The sequence below is a fragment of the Clostridium sp. AF15-41 genome, from assembly GCF_003604095.1.
Taxonomy (GTDB): domain Bacteria; phylum Bacillota; class Clostridia; order Lachnospirales; family Lachnospiraceae; genus Coprococcus.
Genome location: NZ_QTMQ01000001.1, coordinates 96087 through 121688 on the forward strand (window position 1 = coordinate 96087; position 25602 = coordinate 121688).

A 25602-nucleotide genomic window follows, 5' to 3' on the forward strand; every position below is an offset into this window, starting at 1 on the left:
AACAGCCTATGCTATTCATTCGGTAAAAATTCTTTTACAGTTGGATCTTTTCCCGGCGTTTCCAGCTTACATAGCCATAGAGGTCATTCAAGAAGAATATGCTGAAGTTTACTACAACCGGTATGTATACCGGATCTTTCATCGAGGCAAGCACCCATAAAATGATCAGCACGATATCATTTGCCGCATACCATACTGCATAATACGAGGAACGGAGCATCGTAAGTGCCGCTGCCAGAAAACTGGTTACGATCGATATGGTGCTGAATATAATATTCGGGGTATCGAATACAACTAAAATATAATAAAATACTGCCGTTACGATCACGCCGGATATAATAAGCCCTATGATGTGCTTCCGGTTCAGCTTCTGGATCTTTACGACATTTCCGTTTCCGCCGGACGGATTTCTGAGCCATGTGATCGTAGACCAGATTGCCATAGGCATTGTCATGCCAAGGTACGTGATCATCTCGCCCCAGTAATGGAACCGGTAGGAAATGATCCCATAAAGGATACTGAATATCACCATCAGTATCTGTGCCCATACATTTCCCTTTGCTGCAAAGATTAATGAAGTTACCCCGATCAGGGCCGCTATAAACGTCAGCAGATCAAAATCTGTTGTCAGCAGATTCGATATGCATACAATACATACAGATCCTAACCAGATGATCCATTCCTTTTTTGTTAATTCTTTTATTGGATTGTTCATGTTTTCTTTCTCCTGTGCCGCTATTCTAATATATAATCATGATTTCCGCAAGAAGCCGCAAAAAAATACCCCATGACGATCATCGGTTTTCAAAATTCCGAGTACCGATGATCCGTCATGAGGTATCTTCATTGTGTATCAGCTTACAGCTTTGTTACATTTGCAGCCTGAGGTCCTTTTTCTCCCTCAATTACTTCGAACTCAACTTTGTCGCCTTCCTCCAATACTTTGAAACCAGACATATTTAAAGCCGAGAAATGTACAAAAATGTCATCACCATTCTCATCGCTGATAAATCCATATCCTTTTTTTGCATTAAACCATTTTACTGTACCTGTTTTCATTTGAATTTCCTCCTAAAACTTAATACCTGAAAAACTAAAGAGGCACAGAGCTTCTCGCTCTGTGCCTCTTTGCACTTCTCCTGTATTATATTGCTTGGATTATCTTTTTGCAAGTGTTTTTTATATATTTCTTTTTCATCGATCAAATTTTACATCCGGCATATCCTTCTTGTGCTCGCCGATCATCTTCTCCATCCAGATCATATCGTACCATTCGCCAAACTTATAGCCGCTGTTATGAAAACGCCCAACCAGCGTAAAACCCATTTTTTTATGAAATCTGTAACTGTCATCCGTCAGATGTCCGCTCTCTGCTGCCGGACTTGCGATACAGGCATTCATGTTCAGGATTCCCATTTCCTCCAGTAGTTTTTCCAGATTCTCATATAGGGCTTTGCCAAGCCCCATCTGCCTGCAGTCTTTTCGGATATAGATCGTTGTTTCCACTGACCAGTCATATGCCCTTCTGTCCTTGAAGCTGACTGCATATGCATAGCCTGCGATTTTCCCATCCACGACTGCCTTTATGTATGGATACTTTGCTGAGATCTGCTCGATCCTGTTCCTGAATTCATCTACAGATGGTACTTCATATTCAAATGATATTGCTGTTTCTTCTACATAGGGTGCATAAATGGCGAGAAGCTCCTCCGCATCCGCTGTACTAACTTTTTCTATCTTCATGTCTTCTCCTTGTGCCTACAAAAAATGCTGAACCGCACAAGTACGATCCAGCATTTTTTATTATTTCTTAGTAGTCTTCTTTGAAACTGCCGCTTTTGTCTGTGCAGGCTTCGTTTTATTTACTGTTTCTTTTGTCTTTGTCGCAGCCGTCTTCTTCTCCGGCTCCTTTTTTACAACTTTCGTCGTCTCTACATCCTTCTTTTCCGTTGCAGTTTTCTTCGCAGCCGTTTTCTTCTCAGCCGCGCGTTTTGCTGCTGCCGCTTTCTTTTCTGCCTCTTTCTTCTTCAGAATATCCTCCGGTGTTACATCGGTGTAATCATATTCCAGAACAACAGTAGAAAGTGGCGGTACTGTTACACTGATCGAATAAGGCATACGTTCTGTCTTCTTATCGATTGCCTTAATCTTACCACTGTTTAATCTTCCTGCTCCGCCAAACTGTACGTCGTCGGAATTCAGGACTTCTTTATATGTTGTGAAGCAAGGTGCTCCGACTTCGTAATTCTCATATTCAACCGGTACAAAATTACAGATAAATAACAACTGCTTATTCGGGGTAGAACCTCTGCGGATAAATGAAACCACACCCTTATCCGGATGGTCACAGTCGATCCACTCAAAGCCCATCACATCGCTGTCATTTGCATATAACGCATCATTCGCATTGTACAGATTATTTAACGCTTTTACCCAACGCTGTACACCCTGATTCAACGGATTGTCAAGGACAAACCAGTCAAGACTTCTTGCCTCGCTCCACTCGCGCGGCTGTGCAAATTCCTGACCCATGAATAACAGCTTTTTGCCCGGATGACCATACATATAACCATATGCCAGACGAAGATTTGCAAATTTCTGAGGTTCGCTTCCCGGCATCTTATTGATCATTGAACATTTCAGATGTACGACCTCATCATGTGAAATGACAAGAACATAATTCTCTGCATATGTATAGGATAAGCTGAAGGTCAGCTTGTTATGGTTAAAGCTTCTGAAATATGGATCCATCTTCATATACTCGAGGAAGTCATTCATCCATCCCATATTCCATTTGAACAGGAAACCAAGTCCGTTCATGGATGCCGGAGCAGTCACACCGGCCCATGCAGTTGATTCCTCTGCGATCAGGAATGCTCCCGGATTCTTTTCTTCCATAACTGCATTAATATTCTGCAGCAGCTTAATTGCATCCAGGTTCTCATTGCCGCCATTTTCATTTGGAAGCCACTGTCCATCCTGCTTACCATAGTCCAAATATAACATGGATGCAACAGCATCTACCCGTAACGCATCGATATGGAACTTCTCTACCCAGAAAAGTGCATTTGCGATCAGGAAGTTTGCAACCTCTGCTCTGCCATAATCGAAAATATAAGTACCCCAATCCGGGTGCTCGCCCCTTCTTGGATCCGGATGCTCATAGAGCGGCATACCATCAAATCTGCCAAGCCCGTGTGCATCCTTCGGGAAATGTGCAGGTACCCAGTCTAAGATGATACCGATTCCCTTACTATGTAAATAGTCAATAAAATACATGAAATCTTCCGGCGATCCGTATCTGGATGTCGGTGCATAATAATTCGTTACCTGATAGCCCCATGAACCATCAAACGGATACTCTGCGATACCCATGATCTCCACATGTGTATAGCCCATATCCTTTACATAATCCGCAACCATCGGAGCTAACTCTCTATAACTGAAGAAGCCGCTGTCATCGTCTTCAACTTTCTTTCTCCATGAACCGAGATGCATCTCATAGATGGTCATCGGCATCTTCATGCGATCTGTTCTGCTATAGGTTTTTCTCTTATTTACCCATGCGGTATCCTTCCACTTGTAGGTCGTCAGATCTGCAACAACCGAACCATTGTCCGGACGCATCTGTGCCTGATTTCCGTATGGATCACTCTTATATAAAATCTCATCATAACGGGTCAGAATCTGGTATTTGTATACTGCGCCGGAAAGCACATTTGGAATAAACAGCTCATAGATTCCACCGTTTGGTCGAAGCTGCATCGGATGTAAATTACCATCCCACATATTGAAATCGCCGACAACGCTGACTCTCCGCGCGTCCGGAGCCCATACCGCAAAATAAGTTCCCTTTACGCCATCGATCGTCATCGGATGTGCTCCAAATTTATTATAGATCTCGTAGTGCTTGCCCTCTGCAAATAAATAAGAATCAAAATCTGAAATCTGGCTGTCAAATGCGTATGGATCTGCTGTCGTAACCGTCGTTCCATCCTCATAAGTTGTTACCAGATTGTATTTTGTTCCGCTAAATTCCTTCTTAGGGAAAAAGATCGCATAGAAGCCCTCATCCGTTACCTTCTCCATCGTATGAACTTTTTTACCTGTTCTGGATGTAACCTTCACTTCCACCGCATGTGGACGATAGGCTGTGATGATCTGTCCTTCCCCATATTCATGAATACCCAGCAGATGCTTTGGTGCATTCAATTTACCTGCGATCAGTTCATCATACAGTACCCAGTTGATCCAATCGTTGATTCTCTTGTTCATATAACCCTCCTGAATATATTAGAATTTGTGTGGCTGTGTCTTTCGCCAGCTTATCAGTCGTACTATGATCGTTATAACAAGTCCGGCAAGTATCACTCCTGTATAGATCAAGAACATCCGAAGTCCCAGATTATCCGGGATCAGCGAGATCAGTCTGTCATCCCCTGAGAAAAATACATCATACCTGCCTTTAAATACCATCTCACGAACACCATAGAAAATGCCGCTTCCGGATACCGCAAGCAGGATCAGCGATACCATTCCGATCACACTTGCTGCAACGCCGCCCCATACGACACATTCATACATTCGTCTTTTCTTTACTGCCAGAAATCCTATGATAAGCAGGATCACCGACAGGAACATCATTCGTTTCGCCTCATCCTTCACCTTCTTCAACTGTCTAAGCTGCGTCAGGTTATAGTCGTAAAGCTTCACATTTCCTTTATCAAAATCAACATTATTTCCGGTTTCCTTCAGTCCATCCGCAATGATACTGTACTCCAACCACGCCTCGAACTCCGTCAGAGCAGTTTCCGAACCATCTGCTCCATCTGTCTCAAATGTTCGTCCGGTCATCTCTGATGTGTACTCTGCCTCACTGATATTCACTCCCTGGAATGAGATAAACACCGCAGACGACACAATCAGCATTACAACTGCGATCGCAAGGATCACCTGAAAAAATCTATATTTAAACATGATTATCTATCCTGATTTCTATTCTAAAGTCTTATTTGACACATCAAATAAATTATATCGTTCTTATTACGCACATTAATTATTTTACCATTTTAATTGACTTGTGTAAAGAAAACATCCTGCTTTCTTCATTATATATTTCTGCCACATACTGTCTTAGCTCTTAAATTATATTTTATTAAACATATTACTTTGATCCATAAAGACTTGGCAGATAAGATAATTGCAGCATGCTAATATTTTAAATGTTCCGATACAAAATAAAAGCAATATAAAATGTTAAGATATCGCGAAGATTTCGTTATGAGGTTTGTGCTAACCGTCAGCATCAAGCCCATGTTTGAGTCCATAAGGACAAGTTTGGGCGACTGCTGACAAATCAGTGCACGAACCGAATAGAAATCTTTACTGTCTTGCATTATATTATCTGACCGACATTCCATGTCTGAAATCAATTTTCAATTAACAACGATCATCTGCCAAGTTCACGCAGGTCAAAGTAATATGGGCAGATGTCCTCATAATGTCCATCCTTCATGCGAAAACCACCCGGAATCGTTCCAAGCTGCGTAAATCCAAGCCTCTCATAGAGGTGTCTTGCATGCACATTTGTAGCCACCACCGCATTAAACTGCAGCACCAGATAATCATACGCCTTTGCCTGTACCAGACAGTCAGACACCAACTTCTCTCCGATATGAAGTCCTCTTACATCCGCATCTACCGCATAGCTGGCATTGCAGATATGACCGCAGCGTCCGACATTATTTGGATGCAGGATATAAAGTCCGAGCACCTTTCCTGTGTCTGTATCCTCTGCCACCGCAGTATAGGTCTGGCCTGCAAAGAATCCCCTGCCTGTCTCCTCTGTCAGGTCATCCTCCTGTGGAAAAGCAACTCCATCATCTACCACACGGTTCCAGATGCGGTTCATCTCCTGTATGTCTGAATCTTTATATTCTCTGATCTGTATATTCATCTTTCGTCCTTCTTTCTTATTTTATGCATCATTATAAGCCCGTATCAAACAGGCTTCAAGAATATAAATATAGACAATCCACAAAAATCATCTTAAAATGCATATAATGAAAATCTGCTTGACTGGAAACTGCGAAGGAACGAACTTCTTCTCTGTGAAAGCAGTCTGTACGGATGAAAGGAGTACAACCACATATGTTATTTGAACTGATAAAAGATCATTTATTCTTAAGTACATATATCCTGATCAATCTGATCGTATTTTTCCTGTATGGCATCGACAAATGGAAAGCCATCCACCACAAGTGGCGCATCCCGGAAGCCCACCTGATCCTCGCCGGAGTGTTCGGAATCTTTGGTGCGATTCTTGGTATGCTGTTATTCCGACATAAAATCAGGAAGCCCAAATTCTACATTGGGCTTCCTGCAATCTTCATTCTTGAACTTGTGTGCGTGATCTTATACATAAAATATCTTTGAAATATTTTTGCTTTTATGATCATTTGTGAATATCAGCTATTCATAAATAACGGCTATCCTATAAAAGTCATATTAATGATGCATCAACGTTCCGTACATCTCCGGTCTGCGGTCACGGAACACACCCCATTCTCTACGCATCTGTGCGATCGCATCCAGATCAAATTCATGGATAAGTACAGATTCTGTCTCACGGTCTGCCTCCTCCACGATCGTTCCGGTCTGATCTGCGATAAAGGAAGAACCATAAAATGTCATCGAGGATTCATCGTCCGTCTCGGTTCCGATACGGTTCGATGCGATCACCGGCATGATATTGGCTGCTGCATGTCCCTGCATCGCGTGCTGCCAGTGTGACTTGGAATCAACATTTAATGTAGGCTCGCTTCCGATCGCAGTCGGATAGAACAACAGCTCTGCACCAAGAAGTGCCATGCTTCTGGCAGCCTCCGGGAACCATTGATCCCAGCAGATGCCAACGCCGATATCTGCATATTTTGTCTTCCATACCTTAAATCCGGTATCTCCCGGTGTAAAATAAAACTTCTCCGCATATGGAAGTCCATCCGGGATATGGGTCTTACGATATGTTCCAAGGATCGTTCCATCTGCATCAATGATCGCTATTGTATTAAATGCTGTATTTCCTGCCTTTTCATAAAAGCTGATCGGCAGAACAACCTGAAGCTCTTTTGCAACCTCGGTAAATCGTTTTACTGCTGCATTTTCTGAAAGCGGCTTTGCCAGATCAAAATATTCAAATTTCTGCTTCTGACAGAAATACGGAGTTTCAAATAATTCCTGTAACAAGATAATATTTGCTCCTTCTGCTGCTGCCTCCCGAACCAGCTTCTCTGCCTTATCCAACACTTCTTCTTTATTCCAGCTACAGCTCATCTGTGTAGCTGCTACCTTTACCTTTCTCATACTCATATCCTCCTGTTATCAGAACATCTTATTTCTTTATCCTATATTTTCTGCCATTGATTTCCGGCTTACCTTCTACTTACATCTGCCAAATCTATCTTCCGCCGGTTGTCTGTTTTCAACGGCTTATATTCCACTCGCACCTGCCAGATTATTCAGTCTGTCATATATCGTCTGACCCTCAAATATATTCCATAGCACTTTGGTATCCGGTATCATCTCCGGATCGATCGTAAACAGATTCTGATCCAGCACGATAAGATTTGCGCATTTGCCTGCCTCGATAGAACCGGTTCGGTCTTCTGCCTGATAGACGTAAGCGGCTCCGTAAGTATATCCTTTTAAGACTGTCGCCATATCAATGACTTCCCACGGATTCTGACCGGATAATCTTCCGTCAGCATCCTTTCTGGTCACAGCCGCATAGATTGTCTGAAATGGATCTAAGCCTACAACCGGATAATCCGTTCCAACTGCAAATGCTGCTCCGGTGTTTGTGATGCTTTTCATCGGCCATTCGTATCTGCACCGCTTCTTTCCAAGCCGCACGATCTTGTCATTATTGGACAGGATCAGATGATACGGCTGCATCGACGCAACCACATCCAGTTCCTTGAATCTCCTGATATCATCGGGATGAATATTTTCGATATGCTCGATCGTATTTCTGAGATCCTTTCTTCCGGTTCTTTTTCCCGCTTCCTCGTACATATCAAGCGCCATGCGCACAGAACCATCTGCGATACAATGAAGTCTGACCTGTATGCCTGCCTCATTTGCCGCAGTGATCTCCTCCTGCATCTTCGCTCTCGGCCAGAGCGGAAGTTTCTCCCCACAGGTATCCGGACGGTCTGTATATGACTCTAAGAGCAGTCCGGTATAAGTCTCCGTCACCCCATCAATAAACCCCTTTAAACCGGTGATCTGAAAATGTCTGGAATCCAGTTTTTCCTTCATCTCAAAAAACTTTTCAAATGAGGTATAGCCAAATAACTTCGTGTAGACATATACATTTGCATACAGCCCTTCTTCATCATCCAGCTTTTTCAGCAATTCATATTTCTTATAAGTCTCTTCTGTATAATCTTCTGCAAACATCTCACTTAAGCCTGCAACTCCGTTCTCCGCAAGTACCTGTTTGAAATGTCTGTGTATTTCTGTCATTTCTTCATCCGTAAAATCCATGAACTTTTCCATGGCGGGCGCATAGGCTTCCGGTTCGATCAACATTCCGGTAAGCTCTCCATCCGGGTAAGTCTCGATCATGCCATTTGCAAGACTCGGGTTCGGTCTGATCCCGGCTTCAGCAAGTGCTGCTGAATTCAGCCACATGCTGTGTGCATCCGCACATTCCAGATATACCGGAGTATCCGGGAAATATGCATCCAGACTTCGTTTGTCCGGCATACGATCCTCCGTCCAGTTCCCGATAAACCATCCAGTTCCACGGATTCGCTTCTGTCCGGGATGCGCCTTTACATATGCCGCCATCTGCTCCACACATTCCTGTTCCGAATGGCAGGCATCCAACGTGTTGCATACATATTCACTTGCGGCTACCGCTCCGGTAAATATATGGGTATGTGCATCGATAAAGGACGGCATGACAAGCTTGTCACCCATATCGTATATCGGAACATCCGCCGGAACGGCATTTGTCTCATCATATGACAGGAGCTTCTTTATCCTGTCATCTTTGATCCAGACAGCAAGCGGCTTACAGCTATCCGCCCGACCATCAAATACTGCTCGGCTCTTTATAATATATTCTGCCATATCACATGCCCCCTTTTACTCTAAACTATAAATCCACAGATCAGAAAGCCAACGATTGACAACATAGCTGCGATCATAACATATGGAAGCTGGGATACTGCATGTTCCATATTATCAATGCCTGCACTGTTCGATGACAGAAGCGTTGCATCACAGTAGAAGCATGCATGGCTTCCAAATGCACCACCGGAGATAATTGCTGCCATGATCAGAACCGGGTTTGCGGAGATTGCTGCGCCAAGCGGGAATACGATCGGTGCAACGACTGCACTCATGCCCCAGAAGGATCCGGTTGCAAAACAAAGCGCCGCAACAAGGATAAATGTGATCATCGGGAATAGCGAGCCTGTTAATAACGGCTGTGCCAGATCGATTATGTAATCTGTCATGTTAAGCTGTTCTGTTACCTTCTGCAATAAGAATGCAAGTACCAGTAAGGTAAGGGTTGGAAGCATATCCGCAAATCCCTTTACGATCACACCAAAGAACTCATTTGCAGCTATAATCTTTCTTGGAAGATACATCAGCATACAACATGCGATCGCAAGTACAACTGCCAGAAGAAGATCACCTGTGATAATGGCGATTGCTACAAGGACTGCCATCGGAATAACGAAATCCCAGATATTTCCGTCTTCTTCATAACCTGCACGGTTTTCATGATTGTACTTTCTGCTGGCATCACTGTAGACCTTTCCGGTCTCCTCTACACGCTTATATGCTTTCTTCATACCACCAAGCTTTGGCATGATTCCCATACAGAATAAAAATACGATCAATAATATAATAATTGGATAAAAACAGAATGGAATGGCACTTAAGTACGCTTTCATACCGGAGGTGAATCCGTATGCCTGCACACTCGGCTGATCAATAAACAGGCTTGCATAGAAAACTGCCCATGTTGAAAACGGAAGAAGTACACAAACCGGAGCACCTGTGGAATCCAGCATGAACGCCAGTGTCTCTCTCGGTATCTTACGTTTATCATAAACACCCTTCATACAGGCACCGATCGATAAAACGTTCAGATAATCATCTACAAAGATCAATATACCAAGTATAAATGTGGTAAGTAATGTCTTTCGCTCTGAATTACATAATTTGGAAACCAACTTAGAAAAACCATAATTTCCCTTTGCTGTCTGAAGTAAGGCGATCAGGCTGCCGAACAATCCGCATACTACAACGATCCAGACATTTTCCGAAATCGTCTCCTGAAGCATCGTACACCATTGTGTCAGAAATGAACCTTTAAATAATAATGCCGCGCCGACCAGAGAACCCCCGATCATAAATTCTTCGCAGCGATGTGTCAGTATCGAACCGACAATTACGATCAGCACTATTAACAGTGCCACTAAGCCATGTGTCATAACCATTCTTCCTTTCTGTCTTGTATTTTTTCCTGTAAAACGAAAAAGGCGTATCCGCAATGCCGTATGACATTACAGATACGCCTTCGTATCAACTGCTTTTAGTTTACAATTCCATTTACTTATTTACAATTATTATATATGATAAGTTTCTACTTAATTTTAATTACGCCTAATCCTTATTAATCACTGATAAACTTCTCACGTACCAGTTCTGCCAGATACTTTGCGGTATTTTCTACACCAAGCAGGCTGCTGTTGATCAGGATATCACAATGATTGATGTCTCCCGGCTTATATCCGGCATAATTCATGTGATAGGAATCACGCGCCTCATCAACGGCTACGATCATCTTACGGGCTTCATCGATTTCCAGTCCCATCGAATTCACACAATTCTCAACACGATCTGGGTACGGAGCATAGATGAATATATTCATCACATTGTCCATCTCACTTAAGATAAAGTCAGAGCAGCGTCCAACGATCACACATGAGCTTTTCTCTGCAAGAAATCGTATGATATTCTGCTGTGCATCAAAAATATCATCCTGGGTACTGTTCGTGCCACCGCCAAGCGGAAGTACCATTCTGGAAAACGGATTCTTGAAGATCTTCTTTGCGCTTTCTTCTTCTTCGTCTACAACAGAAGCGGGAAGCTTCAACTGCTTGGCTGCCTGATCCACGATATCTCTGTCGTAATACTCTATTCCCAGTTGTTCTGCCATCAGTTTTGCGATTGGTCTTCCAAGGCTTCCGAACTGTCTCGTAATTGTTATAACATATTTTTTATCCTTCATCCGCAACGCTTCCTTTCTCTGATCTCTTTTTCATTTTATAGCTTATCTCAATTTCCTACTGTTTTTCAATTATTAATTTGAGGTAAATGCTAATCATTTTCAGTAGTATATACTTGAAAACAAGTATTTTGCAATATATAATTGTATTTATATAACTTTCAACCGGATGGCTTGCTACGCAAATGAAGCAGTCTTGGCATCTGCCTGAAAATCAACATCATTTCACGCGAAGGAGACCCACAATGGAAAAGAACAACTTTCTGATCTATAACGATATCGTATATACGCTGTACCAATGTAAATCCTATGAAGCACTGAGAGATGAATTTCTCCCAAGGCTTCGCCTGCTGATCCCATTTACTTATGCGAGCATTATCTCCGTCAATCCGGAAAACCGAACTGAGATCGTACCGACTCCGGTCTGCTTTCCTGATTATTTCTATGAAGCAGAACTGCTCTACATCGATCATATGAGTGAGGATCATCTGCTCTGGATCAACAATGTACGGGAATCCCAGCTTGTAAGAGAAAGCGATCTGGTAAATGATGATGTCCGTCTGAACTCTTCTCTCTATCAGCACTGTTATCAGAAATTCCATGTCTACGATTCCTTACAGTACAGCATGATCTGCAGTGGAGAATTCTCCGGTATCCTGACGCTGTTTCGGACCAAGATCGATGGGGATTTTACAGACGATGATATGTTCTTCTTCCGTTCTCTTGGCAAGCATATCAACGTAACCTATGAACAGATCCTATATCCGGAAAAAGAGAAAGGCCATACCGCTCTTGCAAACCGTATCCCGGCACTTGCAAAAGGCTATGACCTTACTCCACGAGAGACAGAGATCCTGTCTCTGATCTTTTCATTTGCAAATAACGATGAGATTGCAGCCACTCTTGGGATCAGTGAGAACACGATCCAGAAGCACTTACAGAATATCTTCCGTAAGACCGGAGCCTCATCAAAATGGGATCTACTCCGTCTTTCCTGATTCTTCCGGATAGACTAAGCCCCAGTTCTTTCGAAGGTCTGTCATGATGTTCATGACATCTCTGGTAAAAGGCATCTGCATCCGGCTTACATCTCCGGACTGTACCGCTTCTTCCATATCCCGCATCTCATATTCAAGCGCACGCTTTGTTTCACCGGCTTCTACCGGTGTAACTGCTCCGCTTGCAGCATCTACGATAATCGCTTTATCAGCTCTTGGATATTCCATGATCTCGATATACCCTTTTTCACAACTGATCATTGCACGCTTTGGCTGCTTTGAATGCATGGACAACGTAATAGCCGCCATCTGCTGTTCTTTATTCATCAGGATGATGCTTGCCTGCTCATCCGTCCCTGTCGGTGCGAACCGCACCTGACTCATCACCTGATCCGGTGTCTCTGCCATGAAGCTACGCATCAGACTGAGTGCATATACTCCGATATCAAGCAATGCACCACCGGCAAGATTGATGTTAAAGAAACGATTATTCATATCATATTCTTTATAGCTTCCGAAATTCAACTGTATCATCTGAACCTTTCCGAGTTCACCGGATGATACGATCTCCCATAATTTCTTATATAATGGCATATGCCAGATCGTCATGGCTTCCGCCAGTATCACATGATGCTCCTCTGCGATCTGCAATGCCTCATTTAATTCATCACTGTTCAGCGTGATCGACTTCTCACACAATACATGCTTGCCGTTTGCAAGTGCCTGTCTCAGGAATTCAATGTGGGTATTATGCGGCGTTGTAATATAGATAATGTCGATCTCCGGATCTGTAAACATCTCATGAAAATCATCATATACCTTTGTTACATGATATTTCTCCGCAAATGCAACTGCCTTCTCATGGGTACGGTTTCCTACCGCATATAAGGATTTACCCATCTGTTCCAGTGCCTGTGCCATTTCATTTGCAATTACACCTGTACCAAGTACTGCCCATCTTAATTCTTTTGCCATTTCTTCTTCCTCCTGTGCAAAAAAATGTATGATTCCCTGTATGTACCCGTATCCCCTGTGTTCTAGTTCTCTGCTACGATCTTACCGTTGCAGATCGTGTAATGAAGCTTTCCCGGAAGTGTCCAGCCAAGAAACGGTGAATTCGAGGCTTTGGAATGGAAATGTTCAACGATCCATTCTTCATTTTCTCCAAATATCACAATATCGGCCGGTGCTCCTGCCTGGATGCTGCCCGGTGTCATCCGGTAGAACTCCATCGGGTTCTTACTCATCAGCTCCATAAGCTTCATAAGTGTGATGTAGCCCGGCTGTACCAGTGAACGGATTCCCAGTGCCAGTGATGTCTCAAGGCCTGTGATCCCACTCGGTGCCTGTGCCATCGGACGTGCCTTTTCTTCTGCACTGTGCGGTGCATGATCGGTTACGATCATATCGATCGTGCCGTCCTGAATACCTTCAATAATCTTCAACCGGTCTGCTTCTTCTCTGACCGGTGGGTTCATTCTTGCCATTGTTCCATAGGTCAGAACCGCATCCTCTGTCAGTGTAAAATGATGTGGTGTTGCTTCTGCATGGACATCCGCACCAAGCTTCTTTGCAAGTCTTACTAACTCAACGGAATTTCCGGAACTGATATGCTGGATGCAGACAGATGCCCCTGTATGAAGTGCAAGGATACAGTCTCTTGCGACCATGACATCCTCTGCTGTTCTGGAAGCCCCACCATAACCAAGCTGCTCGGATACCGTTCCCATATTCACACCTGCACCTTTTACAAATGCAGGATCTTCTTCATGCAGACTAATCGGCAGATCAAGCGCTTTCGCACGAAGCATTGCCTCCGTTAAAACTTCTTCATCCATGATCGGGATACCATCATCTGTAAATCCGGCAGCACCATGTTCTGCCAGCAGTTCCATATCTACAAGTTCTTTTCCCTTCAGATCCTTTGTAACGGTCGCCGTCTGGATCACATGGATCCCGGTTGTTTCCCCTTTTCTCTGAATATACTCAAGTGTCTCTACATTATCAACTGCCGGCTTTGTATTTGCCATACAGATAACCGTCGTAAATCCGCCATAAGCGGCAGCCTCTGCTCCGGTCTCGATGTCCTCTTTATAAGTAAAGCCCGGATCTCTGAAATGTACATGTGTATCGACCAGCCCCGGTGCAACCACCAGACCTTCCGCATCGATCACGCGAACATCACCTGTACCATACTTTTCCCTGCATACTTCCAGATCTATCTGCTGTTCCACTTCTGTGATCACCGCACCATCAACCAGCACATCCAGCTTCCGATCTGTATTTGTCACAGGATCAACGACCCTACCGTTCTTTATTAATATCATGTAATATCCTCCTGATATATACTATCCGCAGGCAACTGCCTGCACTGCCAGTTTACCACAGACCCACTTTTTCTGACAACTGCCAGTTGTATAGGTATGAATATATCATTGTGCAAAAATATACTCGTTTTTCTATTTGAAACACATGCCCTATTCGCAACTGCTCTGTGCAAACTCGCTCTTCGAGCTCAAACATGCACCCGCAGTTGCTGGCAATGTGTTTTAAATAACGAAAAAGCGAGTAATAATTTTCTGCACAATGATATATTCATATCGTAATAACTGGCAGTTATCTCATGCGTTTCAAATAGAGACAAACTGAGCAATTGTTTTTTGAACAGTGATATAGCATACAGTGGGAACTGATGGCTGTAATTTTCTTCTGCCAGTATGCATCATACAACTGTAAATGGTAATTTCTGATTCTTCTAAATAATGACTGAGTCCATTGAATTTCCAAAGTAGCATTATATATTTTAAGTAAAATACATATATATTTCCAGCAAGTTATATAACTTATAGCTATAGCGAGAAATTGTTTCCTTCTGCTACAGCTACAGGATATATGCAACTGCTATGAAAACAATTGCTCTATTTTTCGTCATGCGAAACACATTGCCAGCGTCTGTGGGTGCATGTCTGAGCTCGAAGAGCGAGTTTGCACAGAACAGACGCGAATCAGGCATGTGTTTCGAATAGAAAAATGAGCATGTTTTCTGTAGTGCATATATCTTGCAGCTGTAACTGATAGAGACAATTTCTCACCCTTTCTCCTACTCGCGGTTTTTCAGCACTTCAGCAGGCACCATCTTGCGGATTCTGCGGATCAGCAGATGGTTGATGATGAAGTACAGGATCAGGATACCTGCGAAGATGGCAAGGTACATCCAGAATGGGAAGGACTTGTCGATACCGCAGGCAATATTCGGAACAAAGGCAGGCTCATAAGCCACATCCATGATCCATTTGGTCAGTGGAATCGAGATCAATGACCCTATCGTTATGATATAGAAATTACCATCCAGATACATCTTCTTCACTTCCTTATTCCGGTATCCGAAGATCTTAATCAACGCAATGTTGAAAGAAGACCGATCTATCATAACCTTCATCATCAGATACATAACAACAATGAAGATCAGAACAGATACTCCTCCAATTGTAAGGATCATTCCCTGCATTATATCCGAGAAGATACCGGCAGCCTTCTTCACATCGGTCTTTGTCGTTGTTGCATATAATCTTCCGGTCTCGACATCGAGTGCATGGTCGGAAAATACAACATTGAAATAATCCCCCGGTTCGTCGAATAACTCAAGCGCCTTGTCATATGGCATAAATACCATAAAGGATGGAGCATACTGCGCAACAGATGCGATCTCAAATGCATAGATCTTATCTGCTTCATCATCCTTTAGTGTCAGAGTATCACCAACATCCAGACCGTATTTGTAAGCGATCGAAGAACTGATCGCAACCTTACTGGATGAATCTGACAGATTCACATCAAAGAACGGATTATTCTCTGTCAGTCCCATAACTGTTATGTCAAAGTTATAACCGTAAATTTTCTTTTTCAGTGTCTTTGCATATGCCTCATATCCACCTTCTGGAACTTCCTCTGTCGGATATTTGTAGGTATACATATACTCATACTTTGTATCATTTACATAATCACGATTTACATTCGCACAGTAAGTATATATCTCCAGTGACATCATCGCCAGCAGAAGACTTACAAACATTCCAAATACTACCGTAAATCCGGTACGGCTCTCACGAAGCATCTGGCGGATCTTGAACAGATTCATGAAGCTCATATTTCCAAGCTTTATATCCTTACCATTACCAACCTTCTGCTCATTCCTGATCATTGTAAGAACCGGCTTCGACAGCCTCTTTCGGATAACCAGTGAATTAACGATTATAGAAATAACCGGTGGAACCACGATTCCATAAATGAACAGATATGGCATATAGATAACATCCAGATCCGGAAGGGAATAATAGTTGTAGCAGTCCTGCATCTGGATCGGCACACCAAGGCTTGAATATCCAAGCAGTGTTCCGATCAGACCTGAAACAAATGTGATCACAGTCGGAAGTGTTACATAATGTGCCATCAGATTCTTTCTCTTTACCCCAAGTGCATATAACGCACCGATAACGGCACTTTCCTGATCGATCGAATGTACAACGAACACTGATAATACATAAGAGATCAGGATCAACAGGATCGCACCTGCGATCGTACCAACGCTCCGGTATAATTCCTGATCACCGGAAGCCGCCTGAATTCTCGCATTATCCCCTGCCTTTACAAAAGTCATAAGGTTCTGTGCATCCTCTGAGAAGATGTCATCGATCATATCATCTGTCTCATCCTTTAACTCCTGAATACCATCCAGCAGTTCATTGGAACCATCTTCAGCTTCTTTTGTTCCGTCTGTATATTCTATAATTCCATCGTCAAATGCCTTAAGCTCCTTTAACTGTGACAACAGATCTTTATAAGAGAAACGCAGAATTGCATTGTCTGCACCATCAATCTCAGTCTGCAGAACAGTCTCAAAATTATCCTTTGTCAGTTCTTCTACACCATAATTCTTTAAGGTCTTATTTGCCTCCTTCAGATAAGCCTCAAAGATTTCTCCCGATGCATCTGTTAATTCTGAATTATGATCGGTCAGTTCAGCAAGTCCGTCCTTTAACTCTTTTACTCCATCTAACAGCTCCTGAATACCATCTGTCAGATCGTCCTTCTTTCCCATCGTACGATCCCAGTATTCTTGGAAAAATGGATCCTCTACATCTCCTGATGAGAACTCCAGATCCTCCAGACGGTCTTTTAATTCATCATCCGTCATAGCACCATTTAACCGGTATGCATAATAATATTCCTCTGACTTTATACTTTTTTCTTCTGCACGAAGTGTATCGTATACGTCAGCTGCAACAAATCCTGTACCAAAATGCAGGCAGTCGCATCCGGTATCTCCCAGAGATTTTAATACGTTATCATAATCCGGTGTTGTCCCGATTCCGGTAATGGTAAATTCCCGTCCGCCAAATGTAAGCACATCACCTAATGATATATTATTCTTCTCTGCAAACTGGCGTTCTACCACCAGCTCATTTTTCTTTTCTGCAAGTGTACCTTTTACCAGATTAATCTTATTGATCTTATCTCTGTTTGCAAAGATACGGAGCGTATGATCTTCGTCGATCTCATAGTCCATATAGAACTGTGGCTCGATCGACACACCATCTGCTTCCAGATCTTCCATTTCCTCATCCTTCATCGGTACGAACAATGAAAAATCTCCATCCTCAACACACTGTCTGCTGTCAGCATTCTCACTTCCGCGAATGATCGTCTCTGCTGCGCCGACCAGACTGACTACCAGATACATGGCAAGTATGATCAGAAGGGACAATGCCAGATATCTTGGAAGGTTGCTTTTGAAATCTCTCCAAATCCTTTTTCTCAATACTTTCTGCATCTTACAAATCCTCCAATTCTGCTGCCGGTACCTTTGTCTCATTGTAATAATCTTTCCTAATCTGACCATCCTTTACGATCACAACCTGATCGACCATATTCTTAATGGAATTATTATGCGTTACAATCAACATTGTCGTTCCATAGGTCGCATTGATCTTCTCCAGAAGGATCAGGATATCCCTTGATGTCTTGGAATCGAGTGCTCCGGTCGGTTCATCACATAAGAGCAGCTTCGGATTTTTGATCAGTGCTCTTGCGATCGCACATCTCTGCTGCTGACCACCGGACAACTGTGCCGGAAACTTATTCTGATGCTCTGTCAGTCCCAGTATCTCAAGCAACTCATCCATATTAAGCGGCTGATCTGTCAGATATTCACAGACCTGAATATTTTCCCGCACGGTAAGGTTTGGTACCAGATTATAGAACTGGAAGATAAATCCCAGATAATCTCTCCTGTAATCGGATAATTCATCTGCTTTCATACCTGCAATCTCGGTTCCATCCACCTTGATCGAACCGGACTCGATCGTATCCAGTCCACCGATACAGTTCAATAACGTAGACTTACCGGAACCACTGGTTCCCTGAATGACACACATATCGCCCTGCTTTACCTGAAGGGATACTCCCTTTAAAACCTGTATGTAGCTTCCACCTTCTCCATAACTTTTTTTTACATCTGATACCTCTAAATACATACTCGCTTCCTCCTGTTATTTTTTGCGCATACATAACACCGTTATGTTGTTACTATTTTTTTAGCTATGCAAAATAAAATTTCACATAGCTTTTTGTTATCTATTCATCTCTCTGAAACAGTGCATACCATCCGGCAAGCAGATATTTCAATATGTCTCCCAGATGGGCAACTGCTTTTTCTTCATCAGGTTCATGTGTCAGCAAATGGACAAATGCATCGATCTGCATATGTGCCATCCAGTGTATCGTATAATCATCCGGTGCAGAAACTCCACACACCTTTGCCTGTGCGTCTGCCAGCATCCGGTAATTCTTCTCTGTAAATGCCACAAATTCATCAATACATCCTGCAAGACTTGATCCCTGACTCTTCGTCAGCAGAAGCTGTACCCGGTCATAGTTCTGATACAGTTCATGAATGATCCGCCGGGATGCATAGACGTCATCGCTGAAATCATCCTGCCCCTCCTGAAGCTCGCCTTTTACCTCCTGCAACTCCTGCTGCATATGTGCTTCCATCATCGTACGGATACTTCCAAGCACCGGTGCCACCAGTGAAGCAAATATATCATCTTTATCTTTAAAGAAGAAATATAATGCGCCGGTCGTCACACCTGCATTCTTACAGATATTACGGAGGGATGCGCCCTGATAGCCCTTCTCCATAAATTCATGCTCTGCGCTTGCAAGCAGCTTTTCTTTTGTCTCCCGATCGTCCTTCATCTCATCTCACCACCAGTTCTATTCCATTTCAACACATGAACAGCCATTCACATAACATCGTTATGTTACATCTAATATAAATATATGTCAAGCTTTTTTTATGACAGCCGCTGTATTTTCGGCTAAACATTAAATCTGCTTGACGCCTTTACATGTTGCAACCGGCATTTCCGGTTCATATAACATAATTGCCGTTGCTTCCGTATAATAAAACCTCTACATGACGACACTCACGCAGTTTTTCGTAATGTGAAACACATTGCCAGCATCTGCGGGTGCTTGTTTGAGATCGAAGATCGAGTTAGCACGGAGCAGGTGCGCATCAGGCATGTGTTTCAAATAGAAAAACAAGTGCGTCTCATGTAGAGATTTTATCAGGAGGAAGTAATCGGCATATTCAGAATACAAAACCGGAAATGCACTTAGTACACATTAAAAGGGCTCCGGCATATATTCAAGGATTGATTCATTGAAAAACATGCGAAACCGGAGCCCCTATGTCAAACTATATTCTTTTTTCCTACTGCGGATGTCCTAACAAGGTATCCTTTTGTCTTAAATCGTAAACAAAATCCAACCAATGCTTTTTATAGGGCAAACGATTTTCATTTGTTAATTACTTGCTGATCGAATCTGTCTTGATGATGAACTTAACGCTGCCCTTCATATCATCTGAGATTCCACCGAAGGACTCGTAAGTTTCACCGGCCTTGATGACCTTATCACACTTCTCTGACAGAGAATCCAGATCATTTTCTGCATCATTTACTGCATCAACGATCTTATCTGTACCATCTGATAACTGCTTGCTGCCATCCTTTAAATCGCCACTTGCATCTGTAAGCTTTGTTGCGCCATCCTTTAATGTGCCTGCTCCTTCTTTCAGAGTATTTGCACCCTTGGACAAGCTTCCTGCACCACCATTTAACTTAACCATACCGGTATACAGATCCTTTGTTCCTGAATATACCTTCTGTAATCCGGAATTCAGTGTGGATGCTCCTGTTGCAAGCTTTCCTACACTTGTTTTTAAGGTTGTAAGCTGTGAACTGAAGGAGCTCAGCTTGCCAAGTACAAGATTTGCACCATATGAGATACCATCCTGATATGCTGTCGCATAACCTGACTTATAACCTTCTACATAAGCTGTACCATATGCTGACTGATAAGCTGTACCATATGCGCTACCATAGCCGGTTGTGAATGCATTTGTATAAGCTGTGCCGTATGCTGTACTATAACCTGATGTATAAGCTGTACCATAAGCTGTACCGTAACCTGACTTATAAGCTGCTCCGTATACATCACCATATGCAGTTGCAAATGCTCCCTGTAATGCAGCAAGTGTTGCATCATCCGGCTGAGAACCTGTCATCTGTGCATATGCAGATACAAATTTCTGGAAATAGGTTGCAAACTGACCGGATGCTTCGGATGCCACTGTTGATGTTGAAGGAGCTGCTGCCTGTGCTTCAGCTGCCACTGTAGAAGCAGATGGCGCTGCTGCCTGTGCCTCTTTTATAACCGCATCCTTAGATGGTGCTGCTGCCTGACCATTCTTCTGTGCCTCGGCAGAAACTGCATCCTTGTCAACGCTTGCTGCAATCTTATCTTTGTTTGCTGTCAGGTTATTTGTAATATTATTTGTGATCGTTGTCTTGATTGCTGATTTCTCTTTGTCACTTAATTCTGTCTTGGTTGGAAGGTTGATTCCTTTTACTGCCTTATTTAACTTTGCCAATCCATCACTGATCTGCTTTGATCCTGATAAAACACCATTATCACCTTCAAATGCTGCCTTTAATGTACCTGCACCTGTTGTAGCTGAGTCAACGCCCTGAGCCAATGTAAGAGATCCCTTGTAAAGATCATCTGCACCGGTCTTTACCCGTGAGATACCATCTGACATAGAAGACACACCATCTGTGTAGTCCTTGATTCCTGATACCAGAGAATTCATACCTTCACTGTATGTGTCGACCAGTTCGTTGATATCAGATTCAGCACCCTTCAGATCCTTGTTATCGCTGTCCTTGGATAAGAATCCGGTAGAAGCAACCGTCATTGTCATATCCAGAGAGAAATCTGTACAGTCTGCTGTAACCTCAAAGTAATCCGGAATCTCAACATCTAACTTCTGCAGATCCAGGCTGTCCTGAAGGCCGGGCATACCCATACCAACAACGATACTGTTGTTTCCATCATTTACAACCTGACCATTCTCAACCTTGATATTTGAGAATTTGTCATTTGATAAGATCATACCGGTTGCCATCAGGAAAGGAGTATATACATCTCCACTCTTTGAATTATTGACATATTCAAATCTCATCTTTACCTTGCCGCTCTTGCCTGCCAGCTGATCCGGTGTGATCTCCTGATCATCCAGATAATAAGTAACCTTAACTTCTACAGGAACCTGCTCCTCTGACTTGCCCTGATAATAAATGGAATTGCCATCTGCCTTCCATACAAGTTCTCCATTATTCTCTGTAAATGTCTCGTCGCCTTTTACATTCTCGATATCAGTCAGGTTACTGCTATCCTTAATGGTTGCCTCACCATCTGTGTTCTTTAACCACTCACTGACGATAACGTCCTGCTTATTACCTGCTGCATCAGCAATAACGTAAACGGTTTCATCTTTATCACTGTCTGTATTCTCGGAAAGTCCGATAGAATTCTCAAGTACATCTGACAATTCTTCATCGCTCTTACTCATGATCTCCGGGTTCTCTAATGTCTGTACATCTCCTGTTGCTGTACTGCCACAGCCTGTAACGGATAACATCATTGCACCACTCAGAGCGATCGCCATAAATCTTTTTCTTGCTTTCATATTTTTATAACTCATACTAATTACCTCCTAATTTACTACTGCCGGTCAGCAGGACCATTGGAATCATTATTTACATCTATATATTTATCATCGTCACTGTAACTGTCATCAAAATCATAGTTATCAAAGTTTCCGGATTTCTTCTCTGCAAATGGTCTGTCTTCATTCAGGAAATCATCATCATCTGCCGTTTTCTGTTCCGAAGCCGGATCAACATTTCCCGCTCCGGCATAAGCTGCTTTCTGTTTGCCGGTAATACCCTTGAATCCGATTGTTGTATGGATGATCAGCTTATCGAATAACATCAACGCTGCAGGAAGCAGGAAGATGACGACAAACATACTGATGATAGCTCCTCTTGCCATCAACGTACATAAAGAACTGATCATATCGATCTCGGAGTAACAGCCAACACCGAAGGTTGCGGCAAAAAAGCTTAATGCACTTACGATAATGGAAATCATAGATGTCTGAAGTGCAACTGTAACTGCTTCTTTCTTAGCAAGGCCATTACTTCTCTCTCTCTTATATCTTGTTGTCATCAGGATCGCATAGTCAACGGTAGAACCAAGCTGGATCGTACCGATAACAATGGATGCGATGAATGGTAATGTTGTATTTGTAAATGCAGGAATACCCATATTGATAAAGATTGCAAATTCGATTACACATACCAGAATGATCGGAAGCGATACTGATTTGAATACGAATAAGATGATCAGCAGGATAACACCGATGGATACGGTACTTACTGTGTTAAAATCCTTATCTGTGATCTCGATCAGATCCTTTGTACAAGGAGCTTCACCGATCAGCATACCCTTACTGTCATATTTGTGAAGAATCGTATTGATCTCATCACACTGTGTATTTACTTCATCACTTGCTACTTTGTATTCTGACATGACTAACATCAGCTTCCATTCGCCATTGTCAAGCTTGGATTTCAAATCCTGTGGAATCATACTCTGTGGAATCATAGGACCAACTACAGATTCCAGACCAAGTACAGTCTTAACACCCTTGACATTCTTAATTTCTGAAATAACTTTATTAATACTCTTTTCATCCAGATTGCTGTCAAGCAGGATCATATGTGTAGAGTTCATATTGAATTCTTCTTCCAGCTTCTGGTTTGCCTGAATACTTGGAAGATCTTCCGGTAATGAGCTGTCGAGGTTATAGTAAACATCTGTATGTGTATAACCATATAACGCAGGAACCAGAAGGATCAGGAATAAGATATGGAAGATCCAGTACTTATTCACGATAAATTTGCTAAGCTTATCAAACTTAGGAAGTAAAGATCTGTGACAGGTCTTTTCAATCGGCTTATCAAAGATCAGGATCATGGATGGGAGTACGGTTACACAACAGATAACACCGATAACGACACCCTTTGCCATAACGATACCAAGGTCAAGGCCTAAGGTAAAGGTCATGAAGCAAAGTGCAACGAAACCTGCTACTGTTGTGATCGAGCTACCGATAACGGATGAGAAGGTGGAAGCGATCGCATCTGCCATAGCTTCTTTATTCTCTTTGCCATTTACTTTTTTCTCTTCCTGATAACTGTGCCACAGGAAGATCGAGTAGTCCATTGTTACACCCAACTGCAGGACTGCGGTAAGTGCCTGTGTTATGTAGGAGATCTCTCCTTTAAATACATTTGTTCCCAAGTTATATACAATCGCCATACCGATACTTAATAAGAAAAAGATCGGTACGAGGAAGGAATCCATAGTCAGTGATAATACGATCAGCGATAAGATAACTGCTATGGTTACATAGATTGGAACCTCTTTATCACACAGATCCTTGGTATCCGTTACAACAGCTGACATTCCGCTGATGAAACACTGCTTACTTGCAAGCTTTCTGATCTGAGTGATCGCTTCCATTGTCTCATCGGAAGACATTGTTGTTTTAAAGATAATTGCCATCATCGTGCAATCATCATTACGATATGCCTCTCTGATATCTTTCGGTAAAATCTCATCCGGAATAGCAATATCCATAATCGAGTCATACCAGATTACAGAATCAACATTGTCTACCTGTTCCATTTGTTTTTTTAATTTGACGACATCTTTATCGTCCATCCCTTCTACAAGGCACAGGGAGAAAGCACCCGTTCCGAAATCATCCGCCAGAATGTCCTGACCTTTCATGGTTTCGATATCCTTTGGTAAATATGAAAGTACATCATAGTTTACTCTGGTTTTCAAGAAACCAATCGCTGCCGGGATCAAAAGCAGGATACTGATAATTAAGATCGGTACACGAAGCTTTACGATCGCCTTTCCAAATTTGTTCATAGAATCAATCCTTTCGTTAATACAAAAAATGAACGGAAACCTTTTTCTTGCTTCCGTTCATAGAATATGATTATTTTGTTTGTTTGTAATTATACAAGATTTTAGGGTTGACAATTTTTTTGACATTTATCCGGAAATGTCAAAACGCATTCTAAAATAAGTATAAAAAAAGCCTGAACACCTGATAAATTCTATCATTTTCTGTACTGTCTGTTCACCAAGGTCTGTCCGGCTTCTGTTACTGTCTGTCATGATCGGATATATAGACTGCCTGCTTACACTTCTCAAGCATCTCCCTCATATAATCAGCCAGCTTCTCCGGTGCCATCTTCATACCACCCTTTGCCCATTCAACGATAATCCCACAGATCCCATATGCAAAGAACCGGGCAAATATGCCGCGTTCCTCGTTTTTCAGATGAGATTTCTCGTCTAACTTATCAATTGCCTCTTCAAAGGTCTGTTCTGCAACCTCAAGCATATACTGGATAATATAATCCTCTGCATGTTTGATCGTGTTAATATAGAACTTTTTCTCCTCCTGCATCTGTGTGAGGATCGCGCCTAATTTCTCATCCCAGTTCTCTAAGGATATCCCCTCCATATTAGGAGCAAATAATTCATTAAAATAGATCCAGACCAACAGTTCGTATTTGTCCTGAAAATGATAGTAAAATGTCTGTCTCTTGATTCCACATCGGTCTGCGATATCACTGATCGATATTTTGTCATATGGTTTCTCTTTTGTCAGTTCTTTTGCACTTAATGCAATCGCTTTCTTTGTAAGATTTGATTCCGGCATATTCGTATAACTCTTTCTATATAATAATATCCCCATATGTCTAAAATGCAGATTTTCTTCCGCACCTGAAACACATG

Annotated in this window: 20 protein-coding genes; 2 read left to right on the forward strand and 18 right to left on the reverse strand. The window is 42.5% G+C overall.

Going from position 1 to position 25602, the window contains the following annotated elements; all coding sequences use genetic code 11:
• Positions 1 to 34: 34 nt before the first annotated feature.
• The 6 genes from pnuC to DWW43_RS00415 all read right to left on the reverse strand — a co-directional run bounded on the left by pnuC (position 35) and on the right by DWW43_RS00415 (position 5956).
• On the reverse strand, positions 35 to 715 hold the full coding sequence (gene pnuC / locus DWW43_RS00390; RefSeq protein WP_119962414.1) for a nicotinamide riboside transporter PnuC: 681 nt from the start codon (positions 713 to 715) through the stop codon (positions 35 to 37).
• A gap of 143 nt (positions 716 to 858) precedes the next feature.
• Positions 859 to 1059, reverse strand: coding sequence for a cold-shock protein (locus DWW43_RS00395; protein ID WP_008402657.1), 201 nt, complete (start codon positions 1057 to 1059; stop codon positions 859 to 861).
• 135 nt (positions 1060 to 1194) lie between these two features.
• Positions 1195 to 1743, reverse strand: coding sequence for a GNAT family N-acetyltransferase (locus DWW43_RS00400; RefSeq protein WP_119962415.1), 549 nt, complete (start codon positions 1741 to 1743; stop codon positions 1195 to 1197).
• A 60-nt stretch (positions 1744 to 1803) separates the two neighbouring features.
• Positions 1804 to 4275 carry a 1,4-alpha-glucan branching protein GlgB gene (gene glgB, locus DWW43_RS00405; RefSeq protein WP_119962416.1) on the reverse strand — a complete coding sequence of 824 codons (2472 nt, stop codon included), beginning with the start codon at positions 4273 to 4275 and terminating at the stop codon, positions 1804 to 1806.
• Between the two features lie 18 nt (positions 4276 to 4293).
• The gene (locus DWW43_RS00410; protein WP_119962417.1) at positions 4294 to 4977 is read right to left on the reverse strand and encodes a hypothetical protein; all 684 of its coding nucleotides are present in this window, start codon (positions 4975 to 4977) and stop codon (positions 4294 to 4296) included.
• A 472-nt stretch (positions 4978 to 5449) separates the two neighbouring features.
• A complete protein-coding gene (locus DWW43_RS00415) occupies positions 5450 to 5956 on the reverse strand; it encodes a GNAT family N-acetyltransferase (RefSeq protein WP_117807193.1) in 507 nt (168 codons plus the stop codon).
• Between the two features lie 173 nt (positions 5957 to 6129).
• Here DWW43_RS00415 and DWW43_RS00420 point away from each other — a divergent pair, with 173 nt between their 5' ends.
• Positions 6130 to 6435 carry a DUF1294 domain-containing protein gene (locus DWW43_RS00420; protein WP_347475222.1) on the forward strand — a complete coding sequence of 102 codons (306 nt, stop codon included), beginning with the start codon at positions 6130 to 6132 and terminating at the stop codon, positions 6433 to 6435.
• Between the two features lie 72 nt (positions 6436 to 6507).
• Here DWW43_RS00420 and aguB read toward each other — a convergent pair whose 3' ends face one another.
• The 4 genes from aguB to DWW43_RS00440 all read right to left on the reverse strand — a co-directional run bounded on the left by aguB (position 6508) and on the right by DWW43_RS00440 (position 11314).
• Positions 6508 to 7362, reverse strand: coding sequence for an N-carbamoylputrescine amidase (gene aguB / locus DWW43_RS00425; protein ID WP_119962419.1), 855 nt, complete (start codon positions 7360 to 7362; stop codon positions 6508 to 6510).
• 126 nt (positions 7363 to 7488) lie between these two features.
• Positions 7489 to 9138: an amidohydrolase gene (locus tag DWW43_RS00430; RefSeq protein WP_119962420.1), complete on the reverse strand. Its 1650-nt coding sequence runs from the start codon at positions 9136 to 9138 to the stop codon at positions 7489 to 7491.
• A gap of 20 nt (positions 9139 to 9158) precedes the next feature.
• Complete coding sequence (locus DWW43_RS00435; RefSeq protein ID WP_119962421.1) at positions 9159 to 10514, reverse strand: Na+/H+ antiporter NhaC family protein; 1356 nt, start codon at positions 10512 to 10514, stop codon at positions 9159 to 9161.
• A gap of 182 nt (positions 10515 to 10696) precedes the next feature.
• Positions 10697 to 11314: a cytidylate kinase-like family protein gene (locus tag DWW43_RS00440; protein ID WP_021944939.1), complete on the reverse strand. Its 618-nt coding sequence runs from the start codon at positions 11312 to 11314 to the stop codon at positions 10697 to 10699.
• A 242-nt stretch (positions 11315 to 11556) separates the two neighbouring features.
• Between DWW43_RS00440 and DWW43_RS00445 the strand changes: the two genes are divergently transcribed.
• A complete protein-coding gene (locus tag DWW43_RS00445; RefSeq protein WP_165852992.1) occupies positions 11557 to 12309 on the forward strand; it encodes a helix-turn-helix transcriptional regulator in 753 nt (250 codons plus the stop codon).
• On the opposite strand, the gene DWW43_RS00450 is transcribed toward DWW43_RS00445, so the two are convergent.
• The 8 genes from DWW43_RS00450 to DWW43_RS00485 form a co-directional block, all read right to left on the reverse strand.
• On the reverse strand, positions 12292 to 13314 hold the full coding sequence (locus DWW43_RS00450) for a Gfo/Idh/MocA family oxidoreductase (RefSeq protein WP_347475224.1): 1023 nt from the start codon (positions 13312 to 13314) through the stop codon (positions 12292 to 12294). The genes DWW43_RS00445 and DWW43_RS00450 overlap by 18 nt on opposite strands.
• A gap of 32 nt (positions 13315 to 13346) precedes the next feature.
• Positions 13347 to 14636 (reverse strand): dihydroorotase, encoded by a 1290-nt coding sequence (locus DWW43_RS00455; protein WP_119962424.1) that lies wholly within the window; start codon positions 14634 to 14636, stop codon positions 13347 to 13349.
• A gap of 773 nt (positions 14637 to 15409) precedes the next feature.
• The gene (locus DWW43_RS00460; protein WP_119962425.1) at positions 15410 to 18139 is read right to left on the reverse strand and encodes an FtsX-like permease family protein; all 2730 of its coding nucleotides are present in this window, start codon (positions 18137 to 18139) and stop codon (positions 15410 to 15412) included.
• Between the two features lies 1 nt (position 18140).
• Entirely contained in the window at positions 18141 to 18842 is a 702-nt protein-coding gene (locus DWW43_RS00465) for an ABC transporter ATP-binding protein (protein ID WP_008402679.1), read from the reverse strand.
• A gap of 100 nt (positions 18843 to 18942) precedes the next feature.
• Positions 18943 to 19566, reverse strand: a complete 624-nt coding sequence (locus DWW43_RS00470; protein WP_008402680.1) for a TetR/AcrR family transcriptional regulator — start codon at positions 19564 to 19566, stop codon at positions 18943 to 18945.
• A gap of 616 nt (positions 19567 to 20182) precedes the next feature.
• Positions 20183 to 22420 (reverse strand): hypothetical protein, encoded by a 2238-nt coding sequence (locus tag DWW43_RS00475; protein ID WP_008402681.1) that lies wholly within the window; start codon positions 22418 to 22420, stop codon positions 20183 to 20185.
• A gap of 20 nt (positions 22421 to 22440) precedes the next feature.
• Positions 22441 to 24723 (reverse strand): efflux RND transporter permease subunit, encoded by a 2283-nt coding sequence (locus tag DWW43_RS00480; RefSeq protein WP_119962426.1) that lies wholly within the window; start codon positions 24721 to 24723, stop codon positions 22441 to 22443.
• Positions 24724 to 24961: 238 nt separating this feature from the next.
• Positions 24962 to 25525: a TetR/AcrR family transcriptional regulator C-terminal domain-containing protein gene (locus tag DWW43_RS00485; RefSeq protein WP_044946079.1), complete on the reverse strand. Its 564-nt coding sequence runs from the start codon at positions 25523 to 25525 to the stop codon at positions 24962 to 24964.
• Positions 25526 to 25602: the final 77 nt, after the last annotated feature.

Coding starts and splice junctions, on each gene's coding strand:
- DWW43_RS00475 (WP_008402681.1), bottom strand. CDS start 22,420: ATGAGTTATAAAAATATGAAAGCAAGAAAAAGATTTATGGCGATCGCT.
- DWW43_RS00395 (WP_008402657.1), bottom strand. CDS start 1,059: ATGAAAACAGGTACAGTAAAATGGTTTAATGCAAAAAAAGGATATGGA.
- DWW43_RS00420 (WP_347475222.1), top strand. CDS start 6,130: ATGAAAGGAGTACAACCACATATGTTATTTGAACTGATAAAAGATCAT.
- DWW43_RS00480 (WP_119962426.1), bottom strand. CDS start 24,723: ATGAACAAATTTGGAAAGGCGATCGTAAAGCTTCGTGTACCGATCTTA.
- DWW43_RS00465 (WP_008402679.1), bottom strand. CDS start 18,842: ATGTATTTAGAGGTATCAGATGTAAAAAAAAGTTATGGAGAAGGTGGA.
- DWW43_RS00485 (WP_044946079.1), bottom strand. CDS start 25,525: ATGCCGGAATCAAATCTTACAAAGAAAGCGATTGCATTAAGTGCAAAA.
- DWW43_RS00455 (WP_119962424.1), bottom strand. CDS start 14,636: ATGATATTAATAAAGAACGGTAGGGTCGTTGATCCTGTGACAAATACA.
- DWW43_RS00400 (WP_119962415.1), bottom strand. CDS start 1,743: ATGAAGATAGAAAAAGTTAGTACAGCGGATGCGGAGGAGCTTCTCGCC.
- DWW43_RS00430 (WP_119962420.1), bottom strand. CDS start 9,138: ATGGCAGAATATATTATAAAGAGCCGAGCAGTATTTGATGGTCGGGCG.
- DWW43_RS00415 (WP_117807193.1), bottom strand. CDS start 5,956: ATGAATATACAGATCAGAGAATATAAAGATTCAGACATACAGGAGATG.
- DWW43_RS00470 (WP_008402680.1), bottom strand. CDS start 19,566: ATGAAGGACGATCGGGAGACAAAAGAAAAGCTGCTTGCAAGCGCAGAG.
- DWW43_RS00410 (WP_119962417.1), bottom strand. CDS start 4,977: ATGTTTAAATATAGATTTTTTCAGGTGATCCTTGCGATCGCAGTTGTA.
- pnuC (WP_119962414.1), bottom strand. CDS start 715: ATGAACAATCCAATAAAAGAATTAACAAAAAAGGAATGGATCATCTGG.
- glgB (WP_119962416.1), bottom strand. CDS start 4,275: ATGAACAAGAGAATCAACGATTGGATCAACTGGGTACTGTATGATGAA.
- DWW43_RS00460 (WP_119962425.1), bottom strand. CDS start 18,139: ATGCAGAAAGTATTGAGAAAAAGGATTTGGAGAGATTTCAAAAGCAAC.
- DWW43_RS00445 (WP_165852992.1), top strand. CDS start 11,557: ATGGAAAAGAACAACTTTCTGATCTATAACGATATCGTATATACGCTG.
- DWW43_RS00435 (WP_119962421.1), bottom strand. CDS start 10,514: ATGACACATGGCTTAGTGGCACTGTTAATAGTGCTGATCGTAATTGTC.
- DWW43_RS00440 (WP_021944939.1), bottom strand. CDS start 11,314: ATGAAGGATAAAAAATATGTTATAACAATTACGAGACAGTTCGGAAGC.
- aguB (WP_119962419.1), bottom strand. CDS start 7,362: ATGAGAAAGGTAAAGGTAGCAGCTACACAGATGAGCTGTAGCTGGAAT.